Here is a 23,210-nt window from a genome sequence, read left to right as displayed (position 1 = left end):
GAGCCCGGGGAGGCCGCCATCCGCATCCTGGTCGTCGACGACGAGATCAACCTGCTCCGCGCCCTCGAGACGGGCCTGGAGGCCGAGGGCTTCGCCGTGGACACCGCCACCTCCGGCACCGACGCCCTCTGGTACGCGCAGGAGGCCGACTACGCCGCCATCGTCCTCGACCTGATGCTCCCGGACCTCAGCGGGTTCCGCGTCTGCGAGCGCCTGCGCGCCGCCGAGGACTGGACCCCGATCCTGATGCTCACGGCGAAGGACGGCGACCTCGACCAGGTCGAGGCCCTCGACACCGGAGCAGACGACTACCTCACCAAGCCGTTCTCGTTCCCGGTGCTCGTCGCGCGGCTGCGCGCCCTCATCCGCCGCGGAGCCGCCGAGCGGCCGACCGTGCGCGTCGTCGGCGACCTCGTGCTGGATCCCGCCTCCCGGAGCGTCGAGCGGGGCGGAGTGGCCGTGCCGCTGACCGCGCGCGAGTTCAGCGTCCTCGAGTACTTCGTCTCGCGGACGGGCGAGGTCGTCTCCAAGCGGGACGTCCTCGGAGCCGTCTGGGACTTCGACTACGACGGCGACCCGAACATCGTCGAGGTGTACGTCCGCACCCTGCGCAACAAGATCGACCGGCCCTTCGGCCGCGACACCCTCCGCACCCGGCGCGGGGCGGGCTACACGCTGGTGGCCGGGTGAGCCGCCGGAGCCTGCGGACCCGCATCACCGCGGCCGCGACCGCCGTGGTGGCCGCCGCCGCGCTCCTCGGGAGCGTGCTCTTCGTCCTGGTCCTCTCCTCCGTGCTCGCCTCGAGCACCGCCTCCGCCGCCGACGCCGAGGCGGAGCGGGTCGCGGCGCTGGTGGAGCAGGGCGGGCCGGAGGCGGTCCGCGGCTCGGAGGGACTGGTCCAGCTCGTGGTGGACGGGCGGGTCGCCGCGGCGGGCGAGGACGCGGAGGACCTCCCTCCGCTCGCGCGGGCCGAGAGCGACGACCCGGTCACGGTCGACGTGGACGACGAGGGGCCGGTGGTGGTCGCCGCCCGCCGGCTCGACGACGACTCCCTCGTGGTGGTCGGCGTGCCCGACGAGGGCCGCGAGGAGGCGGTGTCCACCACGATCGGACTGCTCGCGGTCGCCGTCCCGCTGCTGATCGCGCTGGTGGCGGTGGTGTGCGCCCTCGTCGTCGGCCGGGCGCTGCGCCCCGTGGAGCGGATGCGCACGGAGGCCGAGGCGGTCACCTCCTCCGCCCTGGACCGCCGGATCGCCGCCCCCGGCTCCGGCGACGAGGTCGACCGGCTGGCGCACACCCTCAATCGGATGCTCGATCGGCTGCAGAACGGGCAGGAGCGGCAGCGGCGCTTCGTCTCGGACGCCTCGCACGAGCTGCGCTCCCCCGTCGCGGCGCTGCGCCAGACCGCGGAGGTGGCGCTCGCGCACCCGGACCGGCTCGACTCCGCCCGGCTGGCGAGGACGGTCGCGGAGGAGTCGGTGCGGCTCGGCGGCCTGATCGAGGGCCTGCTGCTGCTCGCCCGGGCGGACGAGGCGCGCCTGGCCGTGGCGGCGGCCCCGGTGGACCTCGACGACCTCGCCCTCGGCGAGGTGCGGCGCCTGCGCGACTCCGGAGCCCGAGTCGACGCGAGCGGGATCTCGCCCGTGCAGGCGGTGGCCGACGGATCCCTGCTCTCGCGGGCGCTGCGGAACCTCGTCGACAACGCGATGCGGCACCGCTCCTCGCAGCTGGCGCTCTCGACCCGGATCGACGGAGCGGAGGCGGTGCTCGCGGTGGACGACGACGGACCGGGGATCCCGGCGGCGGAGTGCGAGCGGGTGCTCGAGCGCTTCGTCCGCCTCGACGAGGGCCGGGCGCGCGACGCCGGAGGATCGGGGCTCGGCCTGGCGATCGTCGCCGGGATCGCCCGGGCGCACGGCGGACGGGTCGTCGTGGGCGACTCGGCGCTGGGCGGCGCCCGGGTCGAGGTGCGGGTGCCGCTCGTCCGCTGAGCGGGCGCTTCAGGCTGGCTTCAGCGCCCGACCGCGAGAGTGCTGGAGGCGTCGACGAGCGGCGCCGGGACGGAGCCGTCGTGCAGAAGAAGACGAAGATCATCGCCGGGATCGCCGGAGCGGTCGTGCTGATCGGAGCCGGGACGGGCATCGCCTACGCCGCGACCGACGGCTTCGAGGGATCCGACTCCCTCACCGGCAGCGACCTGGACCGCGCGAGCGAGGCAGCCCTCGCCGAGATCGGTGGCGGGACCGTCACCTCGGCCGAGCGCGACGACGACGGCGCCACCGGCTACGAGCTGGACCTGACCGGCCGCGACGGCCTCGAGTACGAGGTGCGCCTCGACGACTCCTTCGCCGTCGTGTCCGTCGACCCCGACGACCGCGCTCTCGAGGCGGGCTCCGGCGACGCCGTCGCCCCGGCCGGCGGCGGCGACCCCACCGCGGCCGCCGTGGATCCGGACGACCTCACCGGCGACGACCTCGCCCGTGCGAGCGAGGCCGCGCTGGGCGCAGTCGGCTCGGGGACGATCACCGAGGCAGAGCGCAGCGACGACGCCGACCACGTCTTCGAGGTGGAGGTCACCCGCGAGGACGGCACCGACGTGGACGTCGAGCTCGACGCCGCGTTCGTCGTGCTCTCGACGCAGGAGTAGCGCTCTAGCGGCCGCCGGGGCCCTTCGCGGCCCCGGGCGCGGCACCGCTGCCCGCGGGAGCGCCGACTCCGGTCGCTGCGCCGCGAGCGCCGGGACCGTTGCCGTTGCCGCCCGCGTTGCCGTTGCCGTTGCCGTTGCCGTTGCCGTTGCCGTTGCCGTTGCCGTTGCCGTTGCCGTTGCCGTTGCCGTTGCCGTTGCCGTTGCCGTTGCCGGGAGCGTTCCCGCTGTTGCCCGGTGCGTCGCCGCCGTTCCCCGGAGCGTCGCCGCTGCCGCCCGGAGCGTCGTCGCCGGGAGCGGCCGGGGTCTCCTCCGCGGGCTCCTCCGGCTCGGTCGGCGTCTCCTCCGGCTCCGACTCCTCGGGCGAGGGCGCGGGGTCGTCCTCGGTCTCGACGGGAGCGGGAGTGTCCTCCGGCTCCTCCTCGACCGGGGTCGTCTCCTCGGGAGCCGGCGCCGTCGTCTCGGCGGGCGTCGGCTCCGGGGCTCCCGCGATCAGGGACTCGAGGTCGCCGCGGACGACGTCGACCTGCGTCTGCACCGTCGCCGCGCGGTCGGAGCTGACCGAGCCCTCGGCGAGCGCGGCGTCGAGCGCCGACTGCAGTGCGGCGAGCTCGGTGAGGGCGCCCTGGTAGTCGTCGGCCGAGGCCTTCTCGGCGACGGCCACCACCGCGTCGTCGAGGGTCCGGGCGGTGCCGTCGTCGATGCCCTGCGGCGCGGAGGAACAGCCGCTCAGCAGCAGGACCGAGGCGAGCACGGCGCCGGCGGCGCGCAGTCGGAGGCCCCTCACGAGCGGATGCTCTCGCGCAGCTGACGCAGGTGGTCGCCCAGCTCGCCGTCCACCTGCGGCAGAGGAGACTGGGGACCGTCGATCAGGATGATCGCGAGCCCGACGGCGACCGCGACCAGCGCGAGCACCAGCACGATGAGCCACGGGCTCGGGCCGCGGCGCTGCGGAGCCGCGGACGCGGAGCGGAGCGGGGCCGTGCGCGGCGCCGGAGCGGTCTGCGGCGCCGGAGCGGTCTGCGGCGCCGGAGCGGTCTGCGGGGCCGGAGCGGCCTGCGGGGCCGGAGCGATCCGCTCGGTCGCCGTGAAGCGCTGCGTCGGAGCGATCGCCTCCGTGGCCGGGTCGGTCGCGAGCCGGCGGGTCGGGTCGAGAGCCTCCGTCCGCGTGATCTGCTCGGTCTCGGGGAGGGGCTCCGTCGACATCACGCGGGTGGCGGGGACGTCGGGGACGACGATGGCCGCAGGCGGGGAGTCGCGCCGCGGATCGATCAGGCGGCGCGCCGACTCCGCCACCTGCAGCGCGGCGGGGCGCTCATCGGGCTCGCGCCGCGTCATCGCGGTCAGGAGCGAGGTCCAGCCGCTGCCGAGCGACTCCGAGACCTCGGGATCGCGGAGCAGGCGGGCGAGCGTCACCTCGATCGCCGAGCCCGTGAACGGGCGGCGGCCGGTCAGCGACTCCAGGAGCACCAGGCCGAGGGAGTAGATGTCGCTCGCCGAGGTGACCGGATCGCCGTGCGCCTGCTCGGGGCTGAGGTAGGCGGCGGTGCCGATGAGAGTGCCGGGGGCGGTGATCCGCGTCGCGTCGATGAGGGAGGCGATGCCGAAGTCGGCCAGCTTCGGGCGGAACTCGCGGCTGGTCAGCGGGCTCGGGACGAGCAGGACGTTCGACGGCTTCACGTCGCGGTGCACGACTCCGGCCGCGTGGACCGTGTGCAGCGCCTCGCCGAGGTCGCCCGCCATCGAGGCGACGTCGTTCGGCGCGACCGGGCCCTCCGCGAGCCGCTCGGACAGGCTCGGGCCCTCGGCGAGCTCCATCACCATGTAGGCCTGTCCGTTGGTGTCGTCGCCGCCGTCGTGCGCGTCGTAGAGGGTGACGAGGGCGGGGTGGTTGAGGGCCGCGAGCAGCCGGATCTCGGACGCCTTGCGCTGCAGGTCCTGCGCGTCGTCGATGCCGGGGGCGAACATCTTCAGCGCGACGGAGCGGCCGAGGACGCCGTCGCGCGCCCGGTAGACCGTGGCCATGCCGCCTCGGCCGATGAGCTCCTCGATCGTGTACCGGCCGTCGACCGTCGTCCCGACGATGCGGGTGTCGCCTGTCCGGTGGGATGCCACGGGTCCTCCTCGCGGTCGGCGGCGGGTGTGCCGCGCCCCCCGGTGCGACCGTCGACCCAGGGTAGTACGTCGACCCTGCACGCCGCCCTCCCTCGGCCGGGCTGTCAAGCGGGTGCCCCCGCGGACGCCCCGACGTAGCGTCGGAGGTCCCGACGAAAGGCGACGACATGGACCAGGACCGCACGGAGCAGGACGACCAGGGCTCGACCATCGGCAAGCCGGACGGGGCGGCGCCCGCCACCTCCTCCGAGAGCGAGACCATCGAGAAGGACATCTCGGAGTCGCCCGGCAGCGAGCGCGAGACCGAGGCCAAGCAGGACTCGGACCCGGCGGAGAGCCGCACCGAGGTCTCCGGCTCGGCGGAGGTGAAGGCCGTGCCCGGCACGGGCGGCCCGGACGACGTGGGCGACGTCGAGGTCGACCCCGACGAGGTCTCGCTGAACGGCAAGCCGTTCCCGGGTCACGCCGGCACGAAGTAGGACGCCCGGGAGGGGCGGGGCCGCGGCTCCGCCCCTCCCGCGTTCTCACAGGGGCGACGCGGGCGAGGGAGGGAGGCGCCGGCCGTGGCGCGGATCAGCCCGGGCCTGTCAGGCGAGCGGCGTCAGCAGGCCCGGGTCGCGGCGGTCGACGGTGCGGGAGTTGTTGACGCGGCGGTCGACCGGGTGGGCCGTGACGGTCGAGGCCATCGCGACGGACGCCCGGTCGAGGGTGGCGAGCATCTCCTCGGCGGAGGCGAGCGGCGCAGGGTCGAGCCAGGCGTCGCGCACGTCGGGGGTGAGGAACACCGGCATCCGGTCGTGCACCTCGCCGGAGGCGTCGCGCGCCTCGCGGGTGATCACCGTGAAGGAGACGCGCCAGTCGTCGCCCTCCTTGCGCGCCGTGTAGAGGCCGGCCGCGGCGAGGATCGGCTCCTCGCCCTGCAGGAACCAGGGCTGCTTGCCGTCGGCGCGGGTCTCCCACTCGTAGTACCCGCGCATCGGGACGATCGCGCGCTGCTTGGCGAACGCTCCGCGGAACAGGCCGTTCGTCGCGACCGTCTCGAGGCGCGCGTTGATCGGCGAGGGCCCCTTGCCCTTCGACCAGGACGGGGTGAAGCCCCAGGACGCGAGCTCCAGCTCGCGCTCCCGCTCTCCCTCGTGGAGCCGCTCGCGCACGATCGGCGCGATGTCGGTGGGAGCGACGCTGTAGTCGGGCGCCCAGTCCTCGGCGCGCCCGCCCGCGGCGACGAACTCGCGGATCAGCTCATCGGTCTCGGAGTCCATCGCGAAGCGGCCGCACATGCGGGACAGGCTACGCCGCACCTCCGACGCCGCGCGAGGCGCCCGATCCGACCACCCGGGACTTCGCGGACCAGAAGCGCATCAGCGCGCCGGCGAGGATCGAGCCCAGCGCACCCGCGGCGAGATCGCCGAGCGTGTCCTCGTAGCCGACGAAGATCGAGGAGTCGATGAAGCGGTGCCCCGCCCACTCGCCCCACTCCCACAGCACGCCCGCGGTCGTGCCGAAGCAGGCGCAGAGCACGACCGCCGGGAGCAGCGGCCCGCGATCGCCCGCGACGGCCGGCACCACTCCGGCCCGCGCAGCGACGACGTAGGCCACCGCGGCGATCAACCCGTTGAGCACGCAGTGCACGACCAGGTCCCACTGCGGCCAGGCCTCGTAGAGGCCGAGGACGCTGCTCCAGGACGCCACGAGCAGCGCGAGCCCGAAGAGGGCGTCGAGCGCCGGCCGGATGCCGAGGAAGCGCGGCAGCACCAGCCCGATCGCCGCGAGCGCGAGCACCGCCACGTCGACCAGGTCCCAGCCGATCGCGGCCGCCACGATGCTCGCCGCCCCGATCGCGCGGATGCCGTCGGCCGTCCACTCCCCGCGTGTGCGCGGGGGCTCGAGGAAGGTCTCGACGAGGGCGGTGCCGCTCACGGGTTCGTGAAGCGCAGCACGGCCTGGACCGGCTCGTGGTCGGAGGGCGCCGCTCCCCCGTAGCGGACGGCGTTGATCCCCGCGGAGACGACCTCGAACGCGCCCGCGCTGACGAGCAGCCAGTCGATCCGCTTGCCCGGCGCGGGCGGGCGGTAGTTCGAGAAGGTGCTCCAGGAGTGGGTGAGGTGCTCCTCCGCCGTCTCCCACGCGTCCACGAGGCTGCCCTCGTCGAGGATCGTCCGGTAGGGGACGGTGTCGACGTCGGTGTTGGTGTCGCCCATCACGATCGCGGGGCGTCCGAGCTCGAGGACGCGGCGGGCGATCAGCTCGGCGGAGCGCTGGCGCGAGCGCCGCGAGATGTGGTCGAAGTGGGTCGAGATCACGGTGAGCTCGCGGCTGGTCGCGTGATCGGTCAGCTCCGCGATCACGGCCGTGCGGGGGATGCGGTTGCCCCAGCTGCGCGAGCCGGCGACGTCCGGGGTGTCCGACAGGGCGATCTGAGTCCAGTGCCGGACGGCGTAGCGGCTGCGGTCGACGAAGAGCATCACGCGCTCGCCGCCGCGGTCCGCGTCCCGGCCGAAGCCCATCGCCTCGAAGGAGGAGCCCAGCGCCTCGTGCACGGCGGCCGACTGGTCCGGCAGCGCCTCCTGCACGGCGAGGATCGAGGGGCGCTCCTGCTCCAGCACCCGCTGGACGAGCGGGCGGCGGCGGTCCCACTGGTCGACGGCACGGGAGGTGAGGCGCGGCATCCGGCGGCGGATGTTGTAGGTCATCACGTGCAGCTCGGGCGCCTCGGTCGGGCCGATCAGAGGCGTCGCGTCGGTCATCACTCCACCCTACGGGGGCGGATCGAGGTGGCAGGGAGGCTTGCGGTGACCGCTCGCGGCCGCTCTACTTCGGTCATGCCCCTCTCCCCGGACCTCACCGCTCTCGCCGACGAGCGCTTCGTCTCGCTCACCACGTTCCGCAAGTCCGGGGACGCCGTCTCGACCCCGGTCTGGATCGCCCGCGACGGCGACGAGCTGATCGTCACCACCCCCCGCCGCAGCGGCAAGGTGAAGCGCCTCCGCAACGACGCGCGGGTGACTCTCGTCCCGTGCGACCGCCGCGGCCGCGTCTCGGACTACGCGGTGCCGGTCGAGGCCGCCGCGGAGATCGACGCCGACCCCGGCGAGGTCGAGCGCCTGGGCCGCGTGTTCCTGGCGAAGTACCGGCTCGAGTACCGCGTCTTCCTCCTGATCGAGGGCCTGGTGACCCGCGCCGACCGCACCCGCGTGATGCTCCGCGTCTCCGACCGCTGACCCCGCGCGGCCCTACACCCCCGGAGGCTCCCGCTGGAAGGCCTGGGGGCCGCCGGACCCCGGGTCTACGGTGAGGCGATCGCCGGTGCCCCTGCGCGCTTCCCGCGCGCGCTCCGGCGGCAGTCAGAAGGAGCACGCAATGAGCATCGGAGCAGGGATCTTCCTCCTCGTCGTCGGCGCGGTCCTCGCCTTCGCGGTGGACGTGCAGGTGTCCGGGATCGACCTGAAGCTGGTCGGCTACATCCTCATGGCGGCCGGAGCGGTCGGCCTGATCCTCGGGCTGGTCCTGCTGACACGCCGCCGTCAGGCCGTCTCGACCACGCGCTCGGCCGTCGACCCGGCCAGCGGCGAGCAGGTCACCCGCCGCTCGAGCGAGAGCGACGGTCCGCTGATCTGATCGGCGGAACGACGAAGGGCGGGACCTCGCGGTCCCGCCCTTCGTCGTTCACGGCCCTACTCGGTGGGCTCGTCCGGCTCTCCGCCGGAGACGGTGTCGGTGTCGCCGCCACCGGAGGAGGTGTCCGTCCCGGTGCCGTCGGGGAGGTCCTCGGTCTTCTCGGTGTCCTCACCCGTGGTGCGGTCGGTGCTCATGGCGCTCTCCCTTCACGTCGGCGACCTGCCGACCCTCCCACTCTGCTCCGCCCGCGCCTCGCGGGGCAGGGGGTAGCGGAGGCGGAGGCCGGCGTGGAAGGCGCCTACTCCTCGACGACGATCGTGGTGATGACCGGGTTGCGGCGGTGGCGGCGGGTCAGCCAGCGGCCGAGGGTGCGCGTGATCAGCGCCTCCATGGCCTCGAGCTCGACCGGCTTGCCCGCGGCCTGCAGGACCGCGTCGTCGATCGCCTTGCTCGCGTTGGCCTTCCAGCCCGGCTCCTCGACGAAACCGCGGGTGAAGAACTCGACCGGCTCGCCAAGGGTGCCGCGGTCGAGGTCGGCGATGGCGAGGACCGTGATGGCCCCCTCCTCGGCGAGGACGATGCGGTCGTTCATCGCGTCCTCGGTGGCGACGCCCATCGTGGTGCCGTCGACCAGGATCTGGTCGGCCGGGATGCGCCCGCTGATGCGCGAGCGGCCCTTCACCAGGTCGATCGAGACGCCGTCCTCGATGACGAAGACGTCCTTCTCGTCGATCCCGGTGCGGGTCGCGATCGCCGCGTTCGCAGTGAGGTGGCGCCACTCGCCGTGCACGGGGAGCACCGCGGTGGGGCGGAGGATGTTGTAGCAGTAGGCGAGCTCGCCCGCGCTGGCGTGACCCGAGACGTGCACCTTGGCGTTGCCCTTGTGCACGACGGTGGCGCCCCAGCGGGTGAAGGCGTTGATGATCCGGTAGATCGCGTTCTCGTTGCCGGGGATCAGCGAGCTGGCCAGCAGCACGGTGTCGCCGGGGCCGATGTCGATGATGTGGTCCTTGTTGGCCATGCGCGAGAGCGCCGCCATCGGCTCGCCCTGCGAACCGGTGCAGATCATCACGATCTCGGTCGCGGGGAGCTTCTCGAGCACCTTCATGTCGACGACGAGGCCGGCCGGGATCTTGAGGTAGCCCAGGTCGGCGGCGATGCCCATGTTGCGGACCATCGAGCGGCCGACGAAGGCGACCTTGCGGCCGTGGCGCTGCGCGGCGTCGAGGACCTGCTGGATGCGGTGCACGTGGCTCGCGAAGCTGGACACGACGATGCGGCGCGGCGCGGTGCGGAACACCTGGTCGATCGCGGGGGCGAGGTCGCCCTCCGAGATCGCGAAGCCGGGGACGTCGGCGTTGGTGGAGTCGACCAGGAACAGGTCGACGCCCTCGTCGCCGAGGCGCGCGAAGCCGGGGAGGTCGGTCGTGCGCCCGTCGAGCGGGAACTGGTCCATCTTGAAGTCGCCCGTGTGCAGCACGAGGCCGGCCTCGGTGCGGATCGCGACGGCGAGCCCGTCCGGGATGGAGTGGTTCACGGCGAGGAACTCGAGGTCGAAGACGCCGGCGTCGATCCGGTCGCCCTCCTTCACCGGGCGCGTGCGCGGGGTGATGCGGTGCTCCTGCAGCTTCGCGCTGATCAGCGCGAGGGTGAAGGTCGAGGCGATGATCGGGATGTCGCCGCGCTCCTTGAGGAGGTAGGGCACACCGCCGATGTGGTCCTCGTGGCCGTGGGTGAGGACGATGGCCTCGATGTCCTTCAGGCGCGAGCGGATCGCGGCGAAGTCGGGGAGGATCACGTCGATGCCGGGCTGGTTCTCCTCCGGGAAGAGGACGCCGCAGTCGACGATGAGCAGCTTGCCCTTGTGCTCGAAGACGGTCATGTTGCGGCCGATCTCGCCGAGGCCGCCGAGCGGGGTGATCCGCATGGCGCCCTTCTCGAGGGGCTTGGGCTTGGGGAGCTCGAGGTGGTGGCGGGCGGGCTTGGCGGTTCTGGCGTTTCTCATGCGGTTCTTCCGGGAGGGAGTGGCTGGACGCGGGCGCGCGGCGCAGGGTCCGACCGCGCGCCCGGTCGGGCCGCGGTGATGTGTCGCTCCGGCGCTGTGAGCGCTGTCGGGAGCGGGTGGAGGTGTGCGGGACGGGTCCGGGCGGGGCCGCTCTCAGCGGGCGGTGCCGTCCGTGCGGCGCGCTCTCGCGCACCGGCCGTCCCGTACATCCTGCCAGCGTTCCCTGGGTCGCGGGTCCAGGAGGCGGGATCCGGCCCTCGCAGGCGCTCAGGCGCGCGCGTCCTCCGGGGCCTCGGCGGCCTCCTCCGCCGCGCGGAGCACGCGCAGGGTGTTGCGTCCGGCCAGGTCGAGCAGCTCGGCGTCGCTCCAGCCGCGGTCGGCCAGCTCGGCGAGCAGGCGCGGGTAGCCCGAGACGTCGCCGAGCCCCTCGGGCAGGTCGGCGACGCCGTCGAAGTCGCTGCCGAGGCCGACGTGCCGCGACCCGACCGCCTGTCGGGCGGCGTCGACGTGGTCGGCGACCTGCGCGACGGTGACCAGCGGCGCCGGATGCGCGAGGCGCCACTGCTCGAAGGCGGCGAGCGCGGCGGGCTCAGCCACTGGGAACGCGGCCCGGTTCGCCCGGGCGGCGTCCTCGGGCGCCTCGGAGGGGCGGGGGGCGCGGGGCCAGGGCATCGAGGTGGTGATCCCGAGCTCGGCGCGGGCGGCGTCGGCCTCGGCCGACCAGTCGGCGAAGGCGCGCGAGACGAACTGCGCGACGAAGGCGATCTGCAGCACTCCTCCGTTCGCGGCGAGCGCCGCGAGAGCGCGGGCGGAGACGTTGCGCGGGTGCGCGGCGACGTCCGCGACTCCGGAGTGGGAGTAGAGGACGGGAGCGGAGGCGGCGGCGAGCGCGGCGAGCTGGGTGCGCTCGGAGGTGTGCGAGAGGTCGACGACGACGCCGAGCCTGTTCAGCTCGCGGACGACGGCTACCCCGTCCGCCGTCAGCCCGCCCTCGACCGGGGTGCCGGTGGCGGCCTCCGCCCAGTCGAGCGAGCTGTTGTGCGTGAGCGTCATCGTCCGGACGCCCAGCCGGGCGAGCATCCGGAGCACGCCGAGGGAGGAAGCGACGGAGTGGCCGCCCTCGATCCCGAGGAACGAGGCGATCCGACCGGAGGCGATCGCCTGCTCCGCCTCCCGCACCGTGGTCACGATCCGGAGGTCGCGCGGGTGGGCGGCGGCGAACCGGTACGCGGCGTCGATCTGCTCCAGCGTCGCGGCGACCGCGTCGCCCTCGCTCTGCAGGGCCGAGACGAAGACCGACCAGACCTGCGCCGAGACTCCCCCCGCGCGCAGCCGCGGCAGGTCGGTGTGGAACTCCGGGCGGAGCCGGTCGAAGCCCTCGACGCGGTACCCCTCGTAGCGCCGCAGCCCGCAGAGCAGGTCGTTGTGCGTGTCGAGCAGCACCTCGCCCTCGAGGAGCCGGCGGAGGCGCTCGGCGCTCACGCGTCGTCGTCGGTGGGGATCGGCCCGACGCCGCGCCAGCGGGAGAACACCAGGGTCGTGTAGGTGTCGGCGACCACCGGATCGGAGGTGACGCAGTCGAGCACGAAGTCGCTCAGCTCGTCGGGGCTCGCGGCGACCACCTCGATCAGGTAGTCGTCCTCGCCCGCGACCAGCCACAGGTTCACCACCTGGGGCAGCTTCGACATCGCCTCGGCGAAGCGGGCGTTCTCGGCCCGCGAGTGCTCGCGCAGCTGCACGCGGAGGATCGCGCGGATGCCCTTGCCGAGCAGGCGCGCGTCGACCTCGGCGTGGAAGCCCGAGATGACTCCGCTCTCGATCAGCGCCCGCACCCGGGCCAGCGAGGAGGAGGGGGCGAGGCCGATCCGGTCGGCCAGCTCCTTGTTCGGGATGCGCCCGTCCTGCACCAGGACGTTGATGATCGCGCGGTCGACCTCGTCGAGCCGGACCGGCCTAATTATGTTCGGCAAGGGAGACACCTTTCGAGGGCGTGAGCCGCTTCTGTGCGGCCAGAGTGGGAATCGCTGTACAGGATACAGACCATTTGCCTCAGGAGGCATCACCGTGCAGACTTTCTGCGAGATCACCGAACGCATGCGCCAGTCCCCTCGATGACGCCGCACCCTCCCGACTCCCCCGAGTCTCCCGATGCACCACACACGAAGGGGTACCTCCTCCCATGAAACGGCTCCCGAAGCTCCTGATGGCGGCGGTCGCGATGACCGCGGCCGTCGGCCTGCTGTCCGCCTGCGGCACCGACTCGACGTCGTCGAGCCAGGCCGGCACGTCCTCCCACGTCCTCACCGTCGGCAAGCTGCTCCCCCTGCAGGCCGTCGATCCGCACAAGGTGAACGACGGCATGTCGAACGAGGTGCTCACCGCCGTCTTCGACGGCCTCTACACGCTCGACGCCGACGGCCAGATCGACCCGCTGATGGCGGAGAGCGTCGAGAAGTCCGACGACGGCCTGACCTACACGTTCACGATCCGCGACGCGTCGTGGAGCAACGGGACGCCGGTCACCGCGCAGGACTTCGAGTACTCGTGGAAGCGCCTGGTGAACCCGGCCACCGCGGCTCCGAACAGCAACGAGGCGGTCGCCGCCGGCATCAAGAACGCCAACGAGATCGTCAACGAGGGGATGGACTACACCCAGCTCGGCGTCACGGCGCTCGACGACAAGACCCTGCAGGTGCAGCTCGCCGCCGACGTGCCCTACTTCCAGGCGCTGCTGGTGCGGCCCGCGTTCCTCCCGGTGAACCAGGCCTACCTCGAGAGCGTGGGCGACACCTACGGCCAGACCCCCGAGACGACGATCTACAACGGGCCCTTCGTCTGGGACTCGTGGGACTTCGCCAACAACTTCTCGGTCGCCAAGAACGCCGACTACTGGAACGCCTCCGGGATCGACCTGGACGCGATCAAGTGGCAGGTCGTGAAGGACTCGCAGACCGCGGCGCTCCTCCAGGAGAGCGGCGACCTCGACTTCACCGAGATCTCCGGCAGCCTGATCGACCGCTACACCGACTCCCCCGAGCTGACCACGGCGCTCGAGGTGCACATGTGGTACTTCTACCCCAACCTCCAGAACCCGGCGCTCGCGAACGAGGACATCCGCACCGCGCTGGCCACCTCCTTCGACAAGGAGGCGCTCGCCGACGAGGTGCTGAAGAACGGCGCCCAGCCGGCCGACTACTTCGTCGGGCAGAACCTGGCGGTCGGACCCGACGGGAAGCAGTTCCGCGACACCGGCGGCAGCTACCTCGCCTACGACCTCGACGCGGCGCAGGCCGCCTGGACGAAGGGCCTCGCCGCCCTGGGCACCGACTCCGTGAGCCTGAAGCTCTCGTACTGGGACGACGAGGCCTCGATCGCGCAGGCCGAGTACGTCGCCTCGCAGTGGGAGGCCAACCTGCCCGGCCTGAGCATCGAGCTCACCAGCCAGCCCAAGGCGACGGCGAACGAGCAGGCCACGGCCGGCGACTTCGACCTCTACCTCTTCCGCTGGGGCCCCGACTACAAGGACCCGATGGCGTTCCTGGAGCTGCTGTCCTCCACCTCCGCCCGCGACTTCGGCGGCTACGCGAACCCGGAGTACGACTCGATCATCGCCGCGGCCCGCACCGCCGACATGCTCTCCCAGCCGGAGGCGCGCTGGCAGAGCCTGCACGACGCGGAGGACATCCTGATGGGCGACGTGGCGGTGATCCCGACCGTGCAGAACGGCATCGCGATGCTGATCAACCCGGCCGTGCAGGGCATGGAGGTCCGCAACGTGAGCCTGACCTGGAACTACCGCCTCGTCACGAAGGGCGACTGATGCGGACCACCCCCCGAGAGGAGACGGCACGATGACCGCGACGAGGACCCTGCGCGAGCTGATGGAGTCCGGGAGCGTCCTGGCCCCCTGCGTCTTCGACTGCTCCTCCGCCCGCGCGGTCGAGCTGGCCGGCTTCGAGGCGATGCTGCTGAGCGGATCGGAGGTGTCGATGTCGATGAAGGGCATCCCCGACCTCGGGCTGCTCTCGCTGGAGGAGCTCCTCTGGGCGGTGGAGCGGATCGTCGACATGTCGCCGCTGCCGCTCGCGGTCGACATCGAGGACGGCTTCGGCGCCAGCCCCCTGCAGGTCTACGAGACCTGCAGGCGGGTGGCCAAGGCCGGCGCGATGGCGGTGCTGATGGAGGACGAGTTCGAGCCCGGCTACGCCCGGGACGTCTCGGCCGACAACATGATCCCCCGCGAGGAGTACTACGCGAAGGTGCGGGCCGCCGTCCGCGCCGTCGAGGGCACCGACTGCATGGTGATCGCGCGCAGCAACTACGGCAGCGCGAACCTGGAGGAGGGCATCCAGCGGATGATCGACTGCGTCGCGCTCGGAGCGCACGCGACGGTCGTGGTCAACGTCACGACCCTCGCGGACGCCGCCGAGGTGGCCCGACGGGTGCCGGGGCTGAAGATGTTCGCCGACATCAACGCCAAGCGCGGCCTCGAGCAGATGTCGTTCGCGCAGCTGGCGGAGCTGGGCTTCCAGCTGGTCACGATGCACTTCACGATGAAGGCGGCCATGGCCGGGATGATCGAGGCCGGCCGGGCGAACCTCGCCGAGATGGGCAACACGTACTCGAACGAGCTGATGCCGGAGGAGTACCCGGGTCACAGCGGCATGGCGTTCTTCGCCGCACAGGAGCTGCTCGACCTCGAGTCGGAGTTCTCGGGCCGCGTCCAGTCGTTCAACGACCCGCGGACCGTGCACACGGCCCCGGCCGGCTGAGCGCGACCGCACCGCAGGAGGGCCGTCCGCCCGCGCCTCGAGCGCGGCGGGCGGCCCTCCGTCGTGCGCGGGGCGCGGGGGGCGCGGCGCCGAACATCGTTCGGCCGACAGCCCCCATCGCCGCACACCGCCGAATCCGCTTCGGCAGCAGCCGCGCTTCAGCGCTTCTGTTCGGCTGACTTGCTGCTGATTCGCGTTCTATGCAGACTTGAGCCACTACCACCGAACGACCGAGGCTCCGAAGCCGGATCAACGAAAGAGACTCACTCCCATGACTGAACTGGCACAGACGAGCGGAACCGCCACGATCGGCTCCTCTCAGCCCGACTTCGTCGAGATCGACGGCTTCACGCTCACGATCGAGGACATCGCCCTCGTCGCCCGCGGGCTCTCGGACGGCACCTTCCCCGAGGTCGTCCTCAGCGACGAGGCCCGCCGGGTCACGAACGAGGCCCGGGCCTACGTCGACGAGCACTTCCTCGCCCCCGACGCCCCCGCCATCTACGGCATCAACACCGGGCTCGGCCGGCTGATGGACGTCCGCGTCCCCGCCGAGGACCAGGCCCGCTTCCAGCGCCTGGTGATCAACTCCCACTCGGCGGGAGTCGGCGAGCCGCTCCCCCTGGACGAGACCCGCGCGCTCCTGCTGCTGCGCACCAACGCGATCGCCAAGGGCATGTCGGGCGTGCGGATCGAGTGCATCGACCGCCTGATCGCGATGCTCAACGCCGACGTCCTGCCGGTCATCCCGGGCCAGGGCTCGGTCGGCGCCTCGGGCGACCTCGCCCCCCTCGCTCACATGGTCAGCGTGATGGTCGGCCACGAGAAGGCCGAGGCCTACCACCGCGGCGTGCGGATGCCCGCCGTCGAGGCCCTCGAGGCCGCCGGGCTCGCCACCGAGTTCGAGCTCAAGCCCAAGGACGTCCTCGCCCTGATCAACGGCTCGACCATCTCGCTCGCCACCGCCTGCCTCGCCCTGCACGACGCGTGGAGCCTCACCCGCCAGGCGGACGTGGCCCTCTCGCTCTCGCTCGAGGCGATCCGCGGCGAGCTCGACGCGTTCGACGAGCGCATCCACCTCGCGCGGAACGCCCCCGGCCAGGTCGACGTCGCCGCGAACGTCCGCGCCCTCACCGCGGGCAGCGAGCGCACCGTCGAGGAGGCGCGCCGCCTCCGCCTCCCGGACGAGCAGCGCGTCGGCGGCGTCTACAAGCCGCGCGTGCAGGACGCCTACTCGCTCCGCTGCGCGCCGCAGGTGCACGGCACGACCCGCGAGTCGCTCCTGTTCGCGCAGACCCTGCTGGTGCGCGAGGCCAACGCCGCGACCGACAACCCGCTGGTGCTCCCGAACGGCGAGGGCGGCTACGACGTGCTCTCCGGCGGCAACTTCCACGGCGAGCCGATCGGCGTCGCGGCCGACCTCATCTCGATCGCGGTGGCCGAGATCGGGGCCATCTCCGAGCGCCGCTCGTTCCGTCTCACCGACCCCAACCTCAGCTACGGACTGCCGCTCAACCTCGTCGGAGGCCAGCTCGGCCTCAACACGGGCTTCTCGATCGTGCACTGCGCGGCGGCGGCCATCGCCTCCGAGAACAAGGTGCTCTGCTTCCCCTCCGTCGTCGACTCGATCCCGACGAAGGCGAACCAGGAGGACCACGTCTCGATGTGCACCTTCTCCTCGCGGAAGGCGCGCAGCATCATCCACAACACGCAGGTGATCCTCGGAGTGGAGTTCATCCTCGCCACCCAGGGCATCGACCTCGCGTCGCCGCACCTGGAGGACCGGGCGCTCGGCGAGGGCAGCACGGCCGCCTACGAGGCGGTCCGCTCGATCGTCCCGATGACCCGCGAGGACATCTACCAGTCGGAGCAGATGATCAACGCGCAGGCGATGGTCGTGCTCGGCACCGTCCTCACCGCCGTCGAGGCGCGCATCGGAGCCGTGCGGTGAACGCGGGCGGGACGGTCGTCCACGGCCGCGTCGTCACGCCGGGCGCCGTGATCGAGGACGGGGCGGTGGTCGTCGAGGACGGCCGCATCGCCGCCGTGCTCCGCGGACGCGAGGCGGCGCGCGCCCTCGCGGAGGCCTCGGTCGTGATCGGCGGCGCGGGGATGCTCGTCCTGCCCGGCGCGGTCGACGCGCACGTCCACGCCTTCTCGGAGCCGACCGAGACGTTCACCGGCGCGACCGCGGCCGCCGCGGCGGGCGGGGTGACCACGATCCTCGACATGCCCTACGACGCGGGCAGCCCGGTGAACACGGCCGCCGCCGTCGTCGCCAAGCGCGAGCGCCTCGAGCGCGAGGCCGTCGTCGACGTCGCCCTGCACGGCACGGTCCGCCCCGGGGACGGCGCGCGGGACGTGGCCGGGATGATCGACGAGGGCGTCTGCGGATTCAAGGTCTCGCTGTTCGAGACCGACCCGATCCGCTTCCCCCGCATCCCCTCCGACCAGCTGCTCGAGGCCTTCGCGATCATGGCCGAGCGAGGCGTCCGCGTCGGCGTGCACGCGGAGGACGGCGAGATCATCGGCGCGCTCGTCGCGGCGGCGAGGGCCGCCGGCCGCACCGCCCCCCTCGACCACGTCCGCAGCCGCCCGCCCGTGTCCGAGACCTCCTCGGTGGCGCTCGGACTCGAGCTCGCCTCGGCGGCCGGTGTTCCCTTCCACATCTTCCACGCGAGCCTCCCCGGCACCGTCGAGCTCGTGACGGCGAGCGCCGCCCGCGGGCTCGACGCGACGCTGGAGACCTGCCCGCACTACCTCGTCCTCACCGAGGACGACATGGAGCGCCTCGGCGCCCTCGGCAAGATCAATCCGCCGCTGCGCACCGCCGAGCACGCGCGCGGGATGTGGGAGGCGCTCGCCGACGGCCGGATCGGCCTGGTGACCTCCGACCACGCGCCGTGGCCGCTGGCGAAGAAGAGCGCCGACGTGATCTTCGACAACGCCTCCGGAGCGCCCGGCGTGCAGACCCTGCTGCCGATCGTGGTCGGCGCCGGCTACCTCGGCGGCCGCCTCTCGCTGCTGCGCGCCGCCGAGGTCCTCGCGACGAACCCCGCCCGCGCGTTCGGCCTCGGCCACCGCAAGGGCGCGATCGAGGCGGGCCTGGACGCGGACTTCGCCGTGGTCGACCCGTCCGGCACGACCGTGATCGACGAGACGCCGATGCTCTCGACCGCGACCTGGAGCCCCTACGCGGGCATGTCCTTCCCCGGGCGCCTCGAGACCACCGTGGTCCGCGGGACCCCCGTCTTCAGCCGGGAGGCGGGCCTGCTCGGCCGGCCGGGCGACGGCCGCTTCGTCGCGAGGGCCGCCTGATGGGCGAGCAGTCCCTCCGCGCCTACGTCGACGCGCTGCCGGCCGACGAGCTCGTCACCGTCGAGCGCAGCGTCGACGCCCGCTTCGAGCTGGCGAGCGTGCTCGCGCTCCTGGACCGCGGGCCCGCCGTGCGCCTGACCGCGGTCGCCGGCTCCGCCCACCCCGTGGTCGGCAACGTGCTCTCCAGCCGCGAGCGGATCGCCCGCGCCGTCGGCTGCCGGGTCGACGAGCTGCTCGACCGGCTCACCGCCGCGGTCGCCGACCGCACCCCGGTGCGCGTGGTCGAGGACGCCCCGGTGCAGGCCGTGCGCCTGCCCGCCGCCTCCGTGTGGGAGGAGGTCGTCGCTCCGGTCTGGTTCGAGAAGGACTCCGGCGGCTACCTCACCGCCGGGCTCATCGTGGCGTTCGACCCGGTGACCGGGCACCGCAACGCCTCCTACGCGCGGATCAAGCCGCTCGACGCGACCACCGGCTTCGTCGGGATCGCGCCGAACCACCACCTCACCGCGCTCTCGCGCTCGGCCGCGGCCGTCGGCGGGCTCCCCGTCGCCGTGGTCCTCGGAGCGCACCCGGCCGTGCAGCTCGCCGCCTGCTGCTACCTCGCCCTCGGCGACGACGAGCTGGAGCACGCCGCCCACCTGCTCGGCGAGGAGGTGCGGGTCGCGCGGGCGACGACCAGCGACGTGCTCGTCCCCGCCGACGCCGAGATCGTGATCGAGGGGATCCTGCACGCCGACCGGCCGGTGCACGAGGGCCTCGTGAACGAGTACCACGGCATGTACGAGGACTACGGCGACGGGATCACCCTCGAGGTCACCGCCGTGACCCGCCGCGAGTCCCCCGAGGTCCAGGTGATCCTCCCCGGCCTCTCCTCCGAGCACAGCTACATCGCGGCGCTGCCCATCGCCGCCGGCATCCGGCACGCGCTGCGGAACGTCGGCTGCGACATCGTCGACGTGGCGGTCACGCACTCCGGCGGCGGTCGCGTCGACGTGGTGGTCGCGATCGCGAACGGCCGTCCGGGCACCGCCAAGCGCGTGATGTTCGGCGCGTTCGCGGCCGTCAGCATGGTCAAGCAGGTCACCGTCGTCGACTCCGACGTGGACGCCTGGGACCCGGAGCACGTGCACTGGGCCCGGACGAGCCGGATGCGGTGGGACCGCGACCTGATGCTGGTCGACGGGGTCGCCACCGACCGCAACGTGCCGATGCAGGTCGGCGGCACCGTGACGAAGGTCGGGATGGACGCGACCCGCAAGGAGGGCGACCGCGCCCTCGGCGCCGAGCTGGCCGTCCCGCCCGGCGACGTCCTCCGCCGCGTGCGCGACGCCCTCGTCGCCGACGGGCTGACCCTCCGCCCCGCGATCGTCGTGCACGGCTCCCTGGCCGACGGCGGGGAGGACCCGCGATGACCCCCGACGTGCGCTTCCCCGACACGGCCCGGCTGACCCTCGACCTCGAGGAGATCGCCGGCCTCGTCGACTCCTCGCGCCCCGGCTGGAGCCGCGTGGCGATGACCGAGGTCGACACCGACTCCCGCCACTGGGTCGCCGAGCGGATGCGCTCCGCGGGCCTCGAGGTCCGGATCGACGGGATCGGCAATGTGATCGGCACCCTCGCCGGCACGGGAGCCGCCCGCCGCGCGATCGTGATCGGCTCGCACACCGACACGGTGGACGGCGGCGGGCGCTACGACGGCATCGTCGGCGTGCTGGGCGCGATCGAGGTGGCGCGCCTGCTGCAGGAGTCGGGGATCCGGCTCCACCACGACCTGCGCGTCGTCGACTTCTACAACGAGGAGGCCAACCGCTTCGAGCTCTCCTGCCTGGGCAGCCGCGCGCTCGCCGGCTCGCTCACGGGCGAGCACCTCTCGGCGACCGACGACACCGGGCGCACCCTCGGCGCCGCGCTCGAGGCCGCCGGCTGGTCCGATCCGCTCTCGGGCACCCGCTGGAGCCCCGACGAGGTGCTCGGCTTCCTCGAGCTGCACATCGAGCAGGGGCCGGTCCTCGAGCGCGAGGGGCTGCCGCTCGGAGTCGTCACCTCGATCGCGGGGATCTCGCGGTTCCGCACCCTCTTCTCGGGCCGCCGCGACCACGCGGGCACCATGCCGATGGCGCTGCGGCACGACGCCGGCTGCGCCGCGGCCGGCGTGGTCCTCGCGGTCGAGCGCATCGCCTCCCGGGCCGCGGAGGCGGTCGGCACCGTCGGCGCCGTCACCTTCACCCCGGAGGCGACCAGCGTCGTCACCGAGAGCGCCCTGGTCACCGCGGAGTTCCGCAGCCCCGACCCCGGCTGGTTCACCCTGGCCCGCGAGCAGATCGCCGAGGCCGCGGCCTCCGAGGCGGCGGCGCGGGGCCTCGGCCACGAGGTGACCTGGCTGCCCTGGGAGCGCCCGACGGCCATCGACCCCCGCCTCGCGGACGGCATCGGCCGCTCCATCGAGCGCCTCGGCCACCCCGCCGCCCGCCTCTACAGCGGAGCCGGGCACGACGGGGTGCAGATGGCGAGACTGGGACCCATCGGCATGATCTTCATCCCCTCGCAGGACGGCCGCAGCCACTGCCCGGAGGAGTACACCGGGATCACGGACATCGCGGTGGGCGTGCACGCGCTCGCGCAGTCCGTGCTCACCCTCGACAAGGAAGGCCTCGCATGAACCGCACCCGCCAGGAGCCCCCCGGCCGCGTGATCGTCGCCATCACCGGCGCCTCCGGAGTCGGCATCGGGGTCCGCATCCTCGAGCTGCTGCGGATGGATCCGGGGCTGCGCAGCGACGTCATCGTCTCGAAGGCGGGCGCGATGACGCTCGACCAGGAGTGCGGCCTCACCCAGAAGCAGGTGGAGGCGCTCGCCGACACGGCTCATCGGCCCGCGCACATCGGCGCCTCCATCGCGTCGGGGTCCACGCCAGCCACAGCGATGGTGATCGCGCCCTGCACGATCAAGACCCTCAGCGGCATCGCCTACGGGCTCGCCGACAATCTGATCACCCGGGCGGCCGACGTCTGCCTCAAGGAGGGCGTGCCGACCCTCCTGATGGTGCGGGAGTCGCCGCTGCACCGCGGGCACCTCGCCGCGATGGACGCGGTGGCCCGCTCGGGCGGCATCATCGCGCCGCCGGTCCCCGCGTTCTACACGCGGCCGGCCTCGGTGGAGGAGATCATCGACTCCCTCGCCCGCCGCGCCCTGGTGCGCGTGGGGCTGACCCAGTTCCACGCCCGCTCCTGGGCCGGCATCCCCGAGGACGGCGCTCGCACCGAGATCGCCGAGGGGTCGAGCCGGTGACGAAGTACGTCGCCACCCGGCTGCTCACCTCGGTCTTCACGATCGTCGCGATCGCGATCGTGATGTTCGCGCTGCTGCAGCTGCTCCCGGGCTCGCCCTTCAACAGCGAGAAGCTCGACGCGGTGCAGAAGGAGCTGCTCACCCAGAAGTACGGGCTCGACGAGCCGGTGCTCCTGCGGCTGGGCACCTACCTGGTGAACCTCGCCCGCGGCGACTTCGGCATCTCGTACAACCTCATCCCGGACTTCCCCGTCTCGGAGATGCTCGGCAGCCGCCTGCCCGTCACCATCCGCATCGGACTCCAGGCCCTCGTCCTCGGCGTGGTGCTGGGCCTGCTGATCGGCATCGTCTCGGCGATCCGCCCGCGCGGCTGGTTCGACAACCTCTCGACGTTCGTCTCGGTGATCGCCTTCAGCGTCCCCTCGTTCGTGATCGCGCTGCTGCTGGTCTACTTCGTCGGCTTCGAGTGGAAGCTGCTGCCGATCCGGTACTCCGAGTCGGACCCCTTCACCTCGAGCGTGCTGCCGACGATCTCGCTCGCCGCCTACGTGATGGCGGTGACCGCCCGCTACGCCCGCTCCGAGATGCTCGACTGCCTCGAGAGCGACTACATCCTCCTGGCGAAGGCGAAGGGCATCGGCCCCTCGAAGGTGATCGGGCGGCACGCGCTGCGCAACACCCTGGTCTCGATCATCACGGTGCTCTCGCCGCTGCTGATCGGCCTGATCACCGGGTCCGTCGTCATCGAGCAGATCTTCGGAGCGCCGGGCCTGGGCCAGCTGCTGCTCACGGCGATCCAGAACGTCGACTACAACATCGTCATCGCGATCAGCCTCGTCTACAGCATCATCTACATCCTCGTGATGCTGCTCGTCGACGTGCTCTACGGACTGATCGACCCCCGCATCCGACTGGCAGGACAGGCAGCATGAGCGACCGCGTCTCCCCCACGGCCGGCCTCGACGCCGGCGTCCCGCCCGAGGGCCTGCGCCTGGTCTCGCCGGGCAACCGGCCCGCCGGCCCGCCGACCACCTCGACCCGCATCATCCGCGGCGGCGGCCGCGACATCGCCCGGCGCTTCCGCGGCAACTGGCCCGCGATGGTCGGCCTGGTGCTGCTGGTGGTCATCGTCGTGCTGAGCCTGGTGGTCCCCTTCTTCCCCGCGGCCGGAGGAGGAGCGGACGTCGGCTCGCGCTTCCTCCCGCCGCGCGTGCCGCTGCTCGAGGGCCTCGGGATCCTCGACGGCACCCGCGACGGCCAGGACGCGTACGCCGCGGCGGGCCTGCCGCCCGGCACCTACTTCCTCTTCGGCACCGACGAGCTGGGCCGCGACGTGTGGTCGCGGGTCTGGAGCGGCACGCGCGTCTCGCTCCTGATCGCCGTGATCGCCTTCGCGATCGACGTGGTCATCGGCATGACCTACGGCCTCGTCTCGGGCTACTTCGGCGGC

General features: G+C 72.9%; 23 protein-coding genes and 1 pseudogene. 15 read left to right on the top strand and 9 right to left on the bottom strand.

Features of this window, described 5'->3' with window-relative positions; genetic code table 11:
• The first annotated feature begins 18 nt into the window (after nucleotides 1–18).
• The 3 genes from C5C24_RS06800 to C5C24_RS06790 all read left to right on the top strand — a co-directional run bounded on the left by C5C24_RS06800 (nucleotide 19) and on the right by C5C24_RS06790 (nucleotide 2,647).
• A complete protein-coding gene (locus tag C5C24_RS06800) occupies nucleotides 19–690 on the top strand; it encodes a response regulator transcription factor (protein ID WP_104304614.1) in 672 nt (223 codons plus the stop codon).
• On the top strand, nucleotides 687–1,991 hold the full coding sequence (locus C5C24_RS06795) for a cell wall metabolism sensor histidine kinase WalK (RefSeq protein ID WP_104304596.1): 1,305 nt from the start codon (nucleotides 687–689) through the stop codon (nucleotides 1,989–1,991). Before C5C24_RS06800 ends, C5C24_RS06795 begins: the two co-directional genes overlap by 4 nt.
• An 80-nt stretch (nucleotides 1,992–2,071) precedes the next feature.
• Nucleotides 2,072–2,647, top strand: coding sequence for a PepSY domain-containing protein (locus C5C24_RS06790; protein WP_104304595.1), 576 nt, complete (start codon nucleotides 2,072–2,074; stop codon nucleotides 2,645–2,647).
• 4 nt (nucleotides 2,648–2,651) lie between these two features.
• Here the strand turns inward: C5C24_RS06790 and C5C24_RS06785 are convergent, their stop codons facing one another.
• Nucleotides 2,652–3,431 carry a hypothetical protein gene (locus C5C24_RS06785; protein WP_104304594.1) on the bottom strand — a complete coding sequence of 260 codons (780 nt, stop codon included), beginning with the start codon at nucleotides 3,429–3,431 and terminating at the stop codon, nucleotides 2,652–2,654.
• Nucleotides 3,428–4,759 carry a serine/threonine-protein kinase gene (locus C5C24_RS06780; RefSeq protein WP_258065074.1) on the bottom strand — a complete coding sequence of 444 codons (1,332 nt, stop codon included), beginning with the start codon at nucleotides 4,757–4,759 and terminating at the stop codon, nucleotides 3,428–3,430. The genes C5C24_RS06785 and C5C24_RS06780 overlap by 4 nt, the downstream gene beginning before the upstream one ends.
• A 167-nt stretch (nucleotides 4,760–4,926) precedes the next feature.
• Between C5C24_RS06780 and C5C24_RS06775 the strand changes: the two genes are divergently transcribed.
• Nucleotides 4,927–5,238 carry a hypothetical protein gene (locus C5C24_RS06775; protein ID WP_104222919.1) on the top strand — a complete coding sequence of 104 codons (312 nt, stop codon included), beginning with the start codon at nucleotides 4,927–4,929 and terminating at the stop codon, nucleotides 5,236–5,238.
• 108 nt (nucleotides 5,239–5,346) lie between these two features.
• Here C5C24_RS06775 and C5C24_RS06770 read toward each other — a convergent pair whose 3' ends face one another.
• From C5C24_RS06770 to C5C24_RS06760, 3 genes are read right to left on the bottom strand one after another with little or no spacing between them, the layout of a single operon-like run.
• A complete protein-coding gene (locus C5C24_RS06770; RefSeq protein WP_104276267.1) occupies nucleotides 5,347–6,039 on the bottom strand; it encodes an SOS response-associated peptidase in 693 nt (230 codons plus the stop codon).
• A gap of 10 nt (nucleotides 6,040–6,049) precedes the next feature.
• Nucleotides 6,050–6,679 carry a hypothetical protein gene (locus C5C24_RS06765; protein ID WP_104304593.1) on the bottom strand — a complete coding sequence of 210 codons (630 nt, stop codon included), beginning with the start codon at nucleotides 6,677–6,679 and terminating at the stop codon, nucleotides 6,050–6,052.
• Nucleotides 6,676–7,506: an endonuclease/exonuclease/phosphatase family protein gene (locus tag C5C24_RS06760; RefSeq protein WP_104276269.1), complete on the bottom strand. Its 831-nt coding sequence runs from the start codon at nucleotides 7,504–7,506 to the stop codon at nucleotides 6,676–6,678. The genes C5C24_RS06765 and C5C24_RS06760 overlap by 4 nt, the downstream gene beginning before the upstream one ends.
• Before the next feature lie 75 nt (nucleotides 7,507–7,581).
• Here C5C24_RS06760 and C5C24_RS06755 point away from each other — a divergent pair, with 75 nt between their 5' ends.
• Both C5C24_RS06755 and C5C24_RS06750 read left to right on the top strand, forming a co-directional pair.
• The gene (locus tag C5C24_RS06755) at nucleotides 7,582–7,980 is read left to right on the top strand and encodes a PPOX class F420-dependent oxidoreductase (RefSeq protein ID WP_104281326.1); all 399 of its coding nucleotides are present in this window, start codon (nucleotides 7,582–7,584) and stop codon (nucleotides 7,978–7,980) included.
• Nucleotides 7,981–8,119: 139 nt separating this feature from the next.
• Nucleotides 8,120–8,377 (top strand): DUF6458 family protein, encoded by a 258-nt coding sequence (locus C5C24_RS06750; protein WP_104222924.1) that lies wholly within the window; start codon nucleotides 8,120–8,122, stop codon nucleotides 8,375–8,377.
• A 56-nt stretch (nucleotides 8,378–8,433) separates the two neighbouring features.
• Here C5C24_RS06750 and C5C24_RS17895 read toward each other — a convergent pair whose 3' ends face one another.
• The 4 genes from C5C24_RS17895 to C5C24_RS06735 form a co-directional block, all read right to left on the bottom strand.
• Complete coding sequence (locus tag C5C24_RS17895; RefSeq protein WP_181110003.1) at nucleotides 8,434–8,571, bottom strand: hypothetical protein; 138 nt, start codon at nucleotides 8,569–8,571, stop codon at nucleotides 8,434–8,436.
• 104 nt (nucleotides 8,572–8,675) lie between these two features.
• A complete protein-coding gene (locus C5C24_RS06745; RefSeq protein ID WP_104222925.1) occupies nucleotides 8,676–10,382 on the bottom strand; it encodes a ribonuclease J in 1,707 nt (568 codons plus the stop codon).
• Nucleotides 10,383–10,649: 267 nt separating this feature from the next.
• On the bottom strand, nucleotides 10,650–11,864 hold the full coding sequence (locus tag C5C24_RS06740; RefSeq protein WP_104276271.1) for a dipeptidase: 1,215 nt from the start codon (nucleotides 11,862–11,864) through the stop codon (nucleotides 10,650–10,652).
• Complete coding sequence (locus tag C5C24_RS06735; RefSeq protein WP_208543320.1) at nucleotides 11,861–12,352, bottom strand: Lrp/AsnC family transcriptional regulator; 492 nt, start codon at nucleotides 12,350–12,352, stop codon at nucleotides 11,861–11,863. Before C5C24_RS06735 ends, C5C24_RS06740 begins: the two co-directional genes overlap by 4 nt.
• Nucleotides 12,353–12,561: 209 nt before the next feature.
• On the opposite strand from C5C24_RS06735, the gene C5C24_RS06730 reads away from it, so the two are divergent.
• From C5C24_RS06730 to C5C24_RS18560, 9 genes and pseudogenes are all read left to right on the top strand, one after another.
• Entirely contained in the window at nucleotides 12,562–14,202 is a 1,641-nt protein-coding gene (locus C5C24_RS06730) for a peptide ABC transporter substrate-binding protein (RefSeq protein ID WP_104304592.1), read from the top strand.
• Nucleotides 14,203–14,233: 31 nt separating this feature from the next.
• The gene (locus C5C24_RS06725) at nucleotides 14,234–15,154 is read left to right on the top strand and encodes an oxaloacetate decarboxylase (protein ID WP_104276273.1); all 921 of its coding nucleotides are present in this window, start codon (nucleotides 14,234–14,236) and stop codon (nucleotides 15,152–15,154) included.
• Nucleotides 15,155–15,425: 271 nt separating this feature from the next.
• Complete coding sequence (gene hutH, locus C5C24_RS06720) at nucleotides 15,426–17,105, top strand: histidine ammonia-lyase (protein ID WP_104276274.1); 1,680 nt, start codon at nucleotides 15,426–15,428, stop codon at nucleotides 17,103–17,105.
• Nucleotides 17,102–18,472 (top strand): dihydroorotase family protein, encoded by a 1,371-nt coding sequence (locus tag C5C24_RS06715; protein ID WP_104304591.1) that lies wholly within the window; start codon nucleotides 17,102–17,104, stop codon nucleotides 18,470–18,472. The genes hutH and C5C24_RS06715 overlap by 4 nt, the downstream gene beginning before the upstream one ends.
• A complete protein-coding gene (locus C5C24_RS06710) occupies nucleotides 18,472–19,884 on the top strand; it encodes a UbiD family decarboxylase (protein ID WP_104304590.1) in 1,413 nt (470 codons plus the stop codon). Before C5C24_RS06715 ends, C5C24_RS06710 begins: the two co-directional genes overlap by 1 nt.
• Entirely contained in the window at nucleotides 19,881–21,131 is a 1,251-nt protein-coding gene (locus tag C5C24_RS06705; RefSeq protein ID WP_104304589.1) for a M20 family metallo-hydrolase, read from the top strand. Before C5C24_RS06710 ends, C5C24_RS06705 begins: the two co-directional genes overlap by 4 nt.
• A complete protein-coding gene (locus tag C5C24_RS06700; RefSeq protein WP_104276278.1) occupies nucleotides 21,128–21,760 on the top strand; it encodes a UbiX family flavin prenyltransferase in 633 nt (210 codons plus the stop codon). The genes C5C24_RS06705 and C5C24_RS06700 overlap by 4 nt, the downstream gene beginning before the upstream one ends.
• Nucleotides 21,757–22,692 carry an ABC transporter permease gene (locus C5C24_RS06695; RefSeq protein ID WP_104276279.1) on the top strand — a complete coding sequence of 312 codons (936 nt, stop codon included), beginning with the start codon at nucleotides 21,757–21,759 and terminating at the stop codon, nucleotides 22,690–22,692. The genes C5C24_RS06700 and C5C24_RS06695 overlap by 4 nt, the downstream gene beginning before the upstream one ends.
• Nucleotides 22,689–23,210, top strand: a pseudogene (locus tag C5C24_RS18560) (hypothetical protein); the annotation flags it as partial. The gene C5C24_RS06695 and the pseudogene C5C24_RS18560, both read left to right, overlap by 4 nt.

The sequence above is a fragment of the Rathayibacter sp. AY2B3 genome, from assembly GCF_002931755.1.
GTDB lineage: Bacteria > Actinomycetota > Actinomycetes > Actinomycetales > Microbacteriaceae > Rathayibacter.
This window is presented reverse-complemented; position numbering and strand designations above follow the sequence as displayed.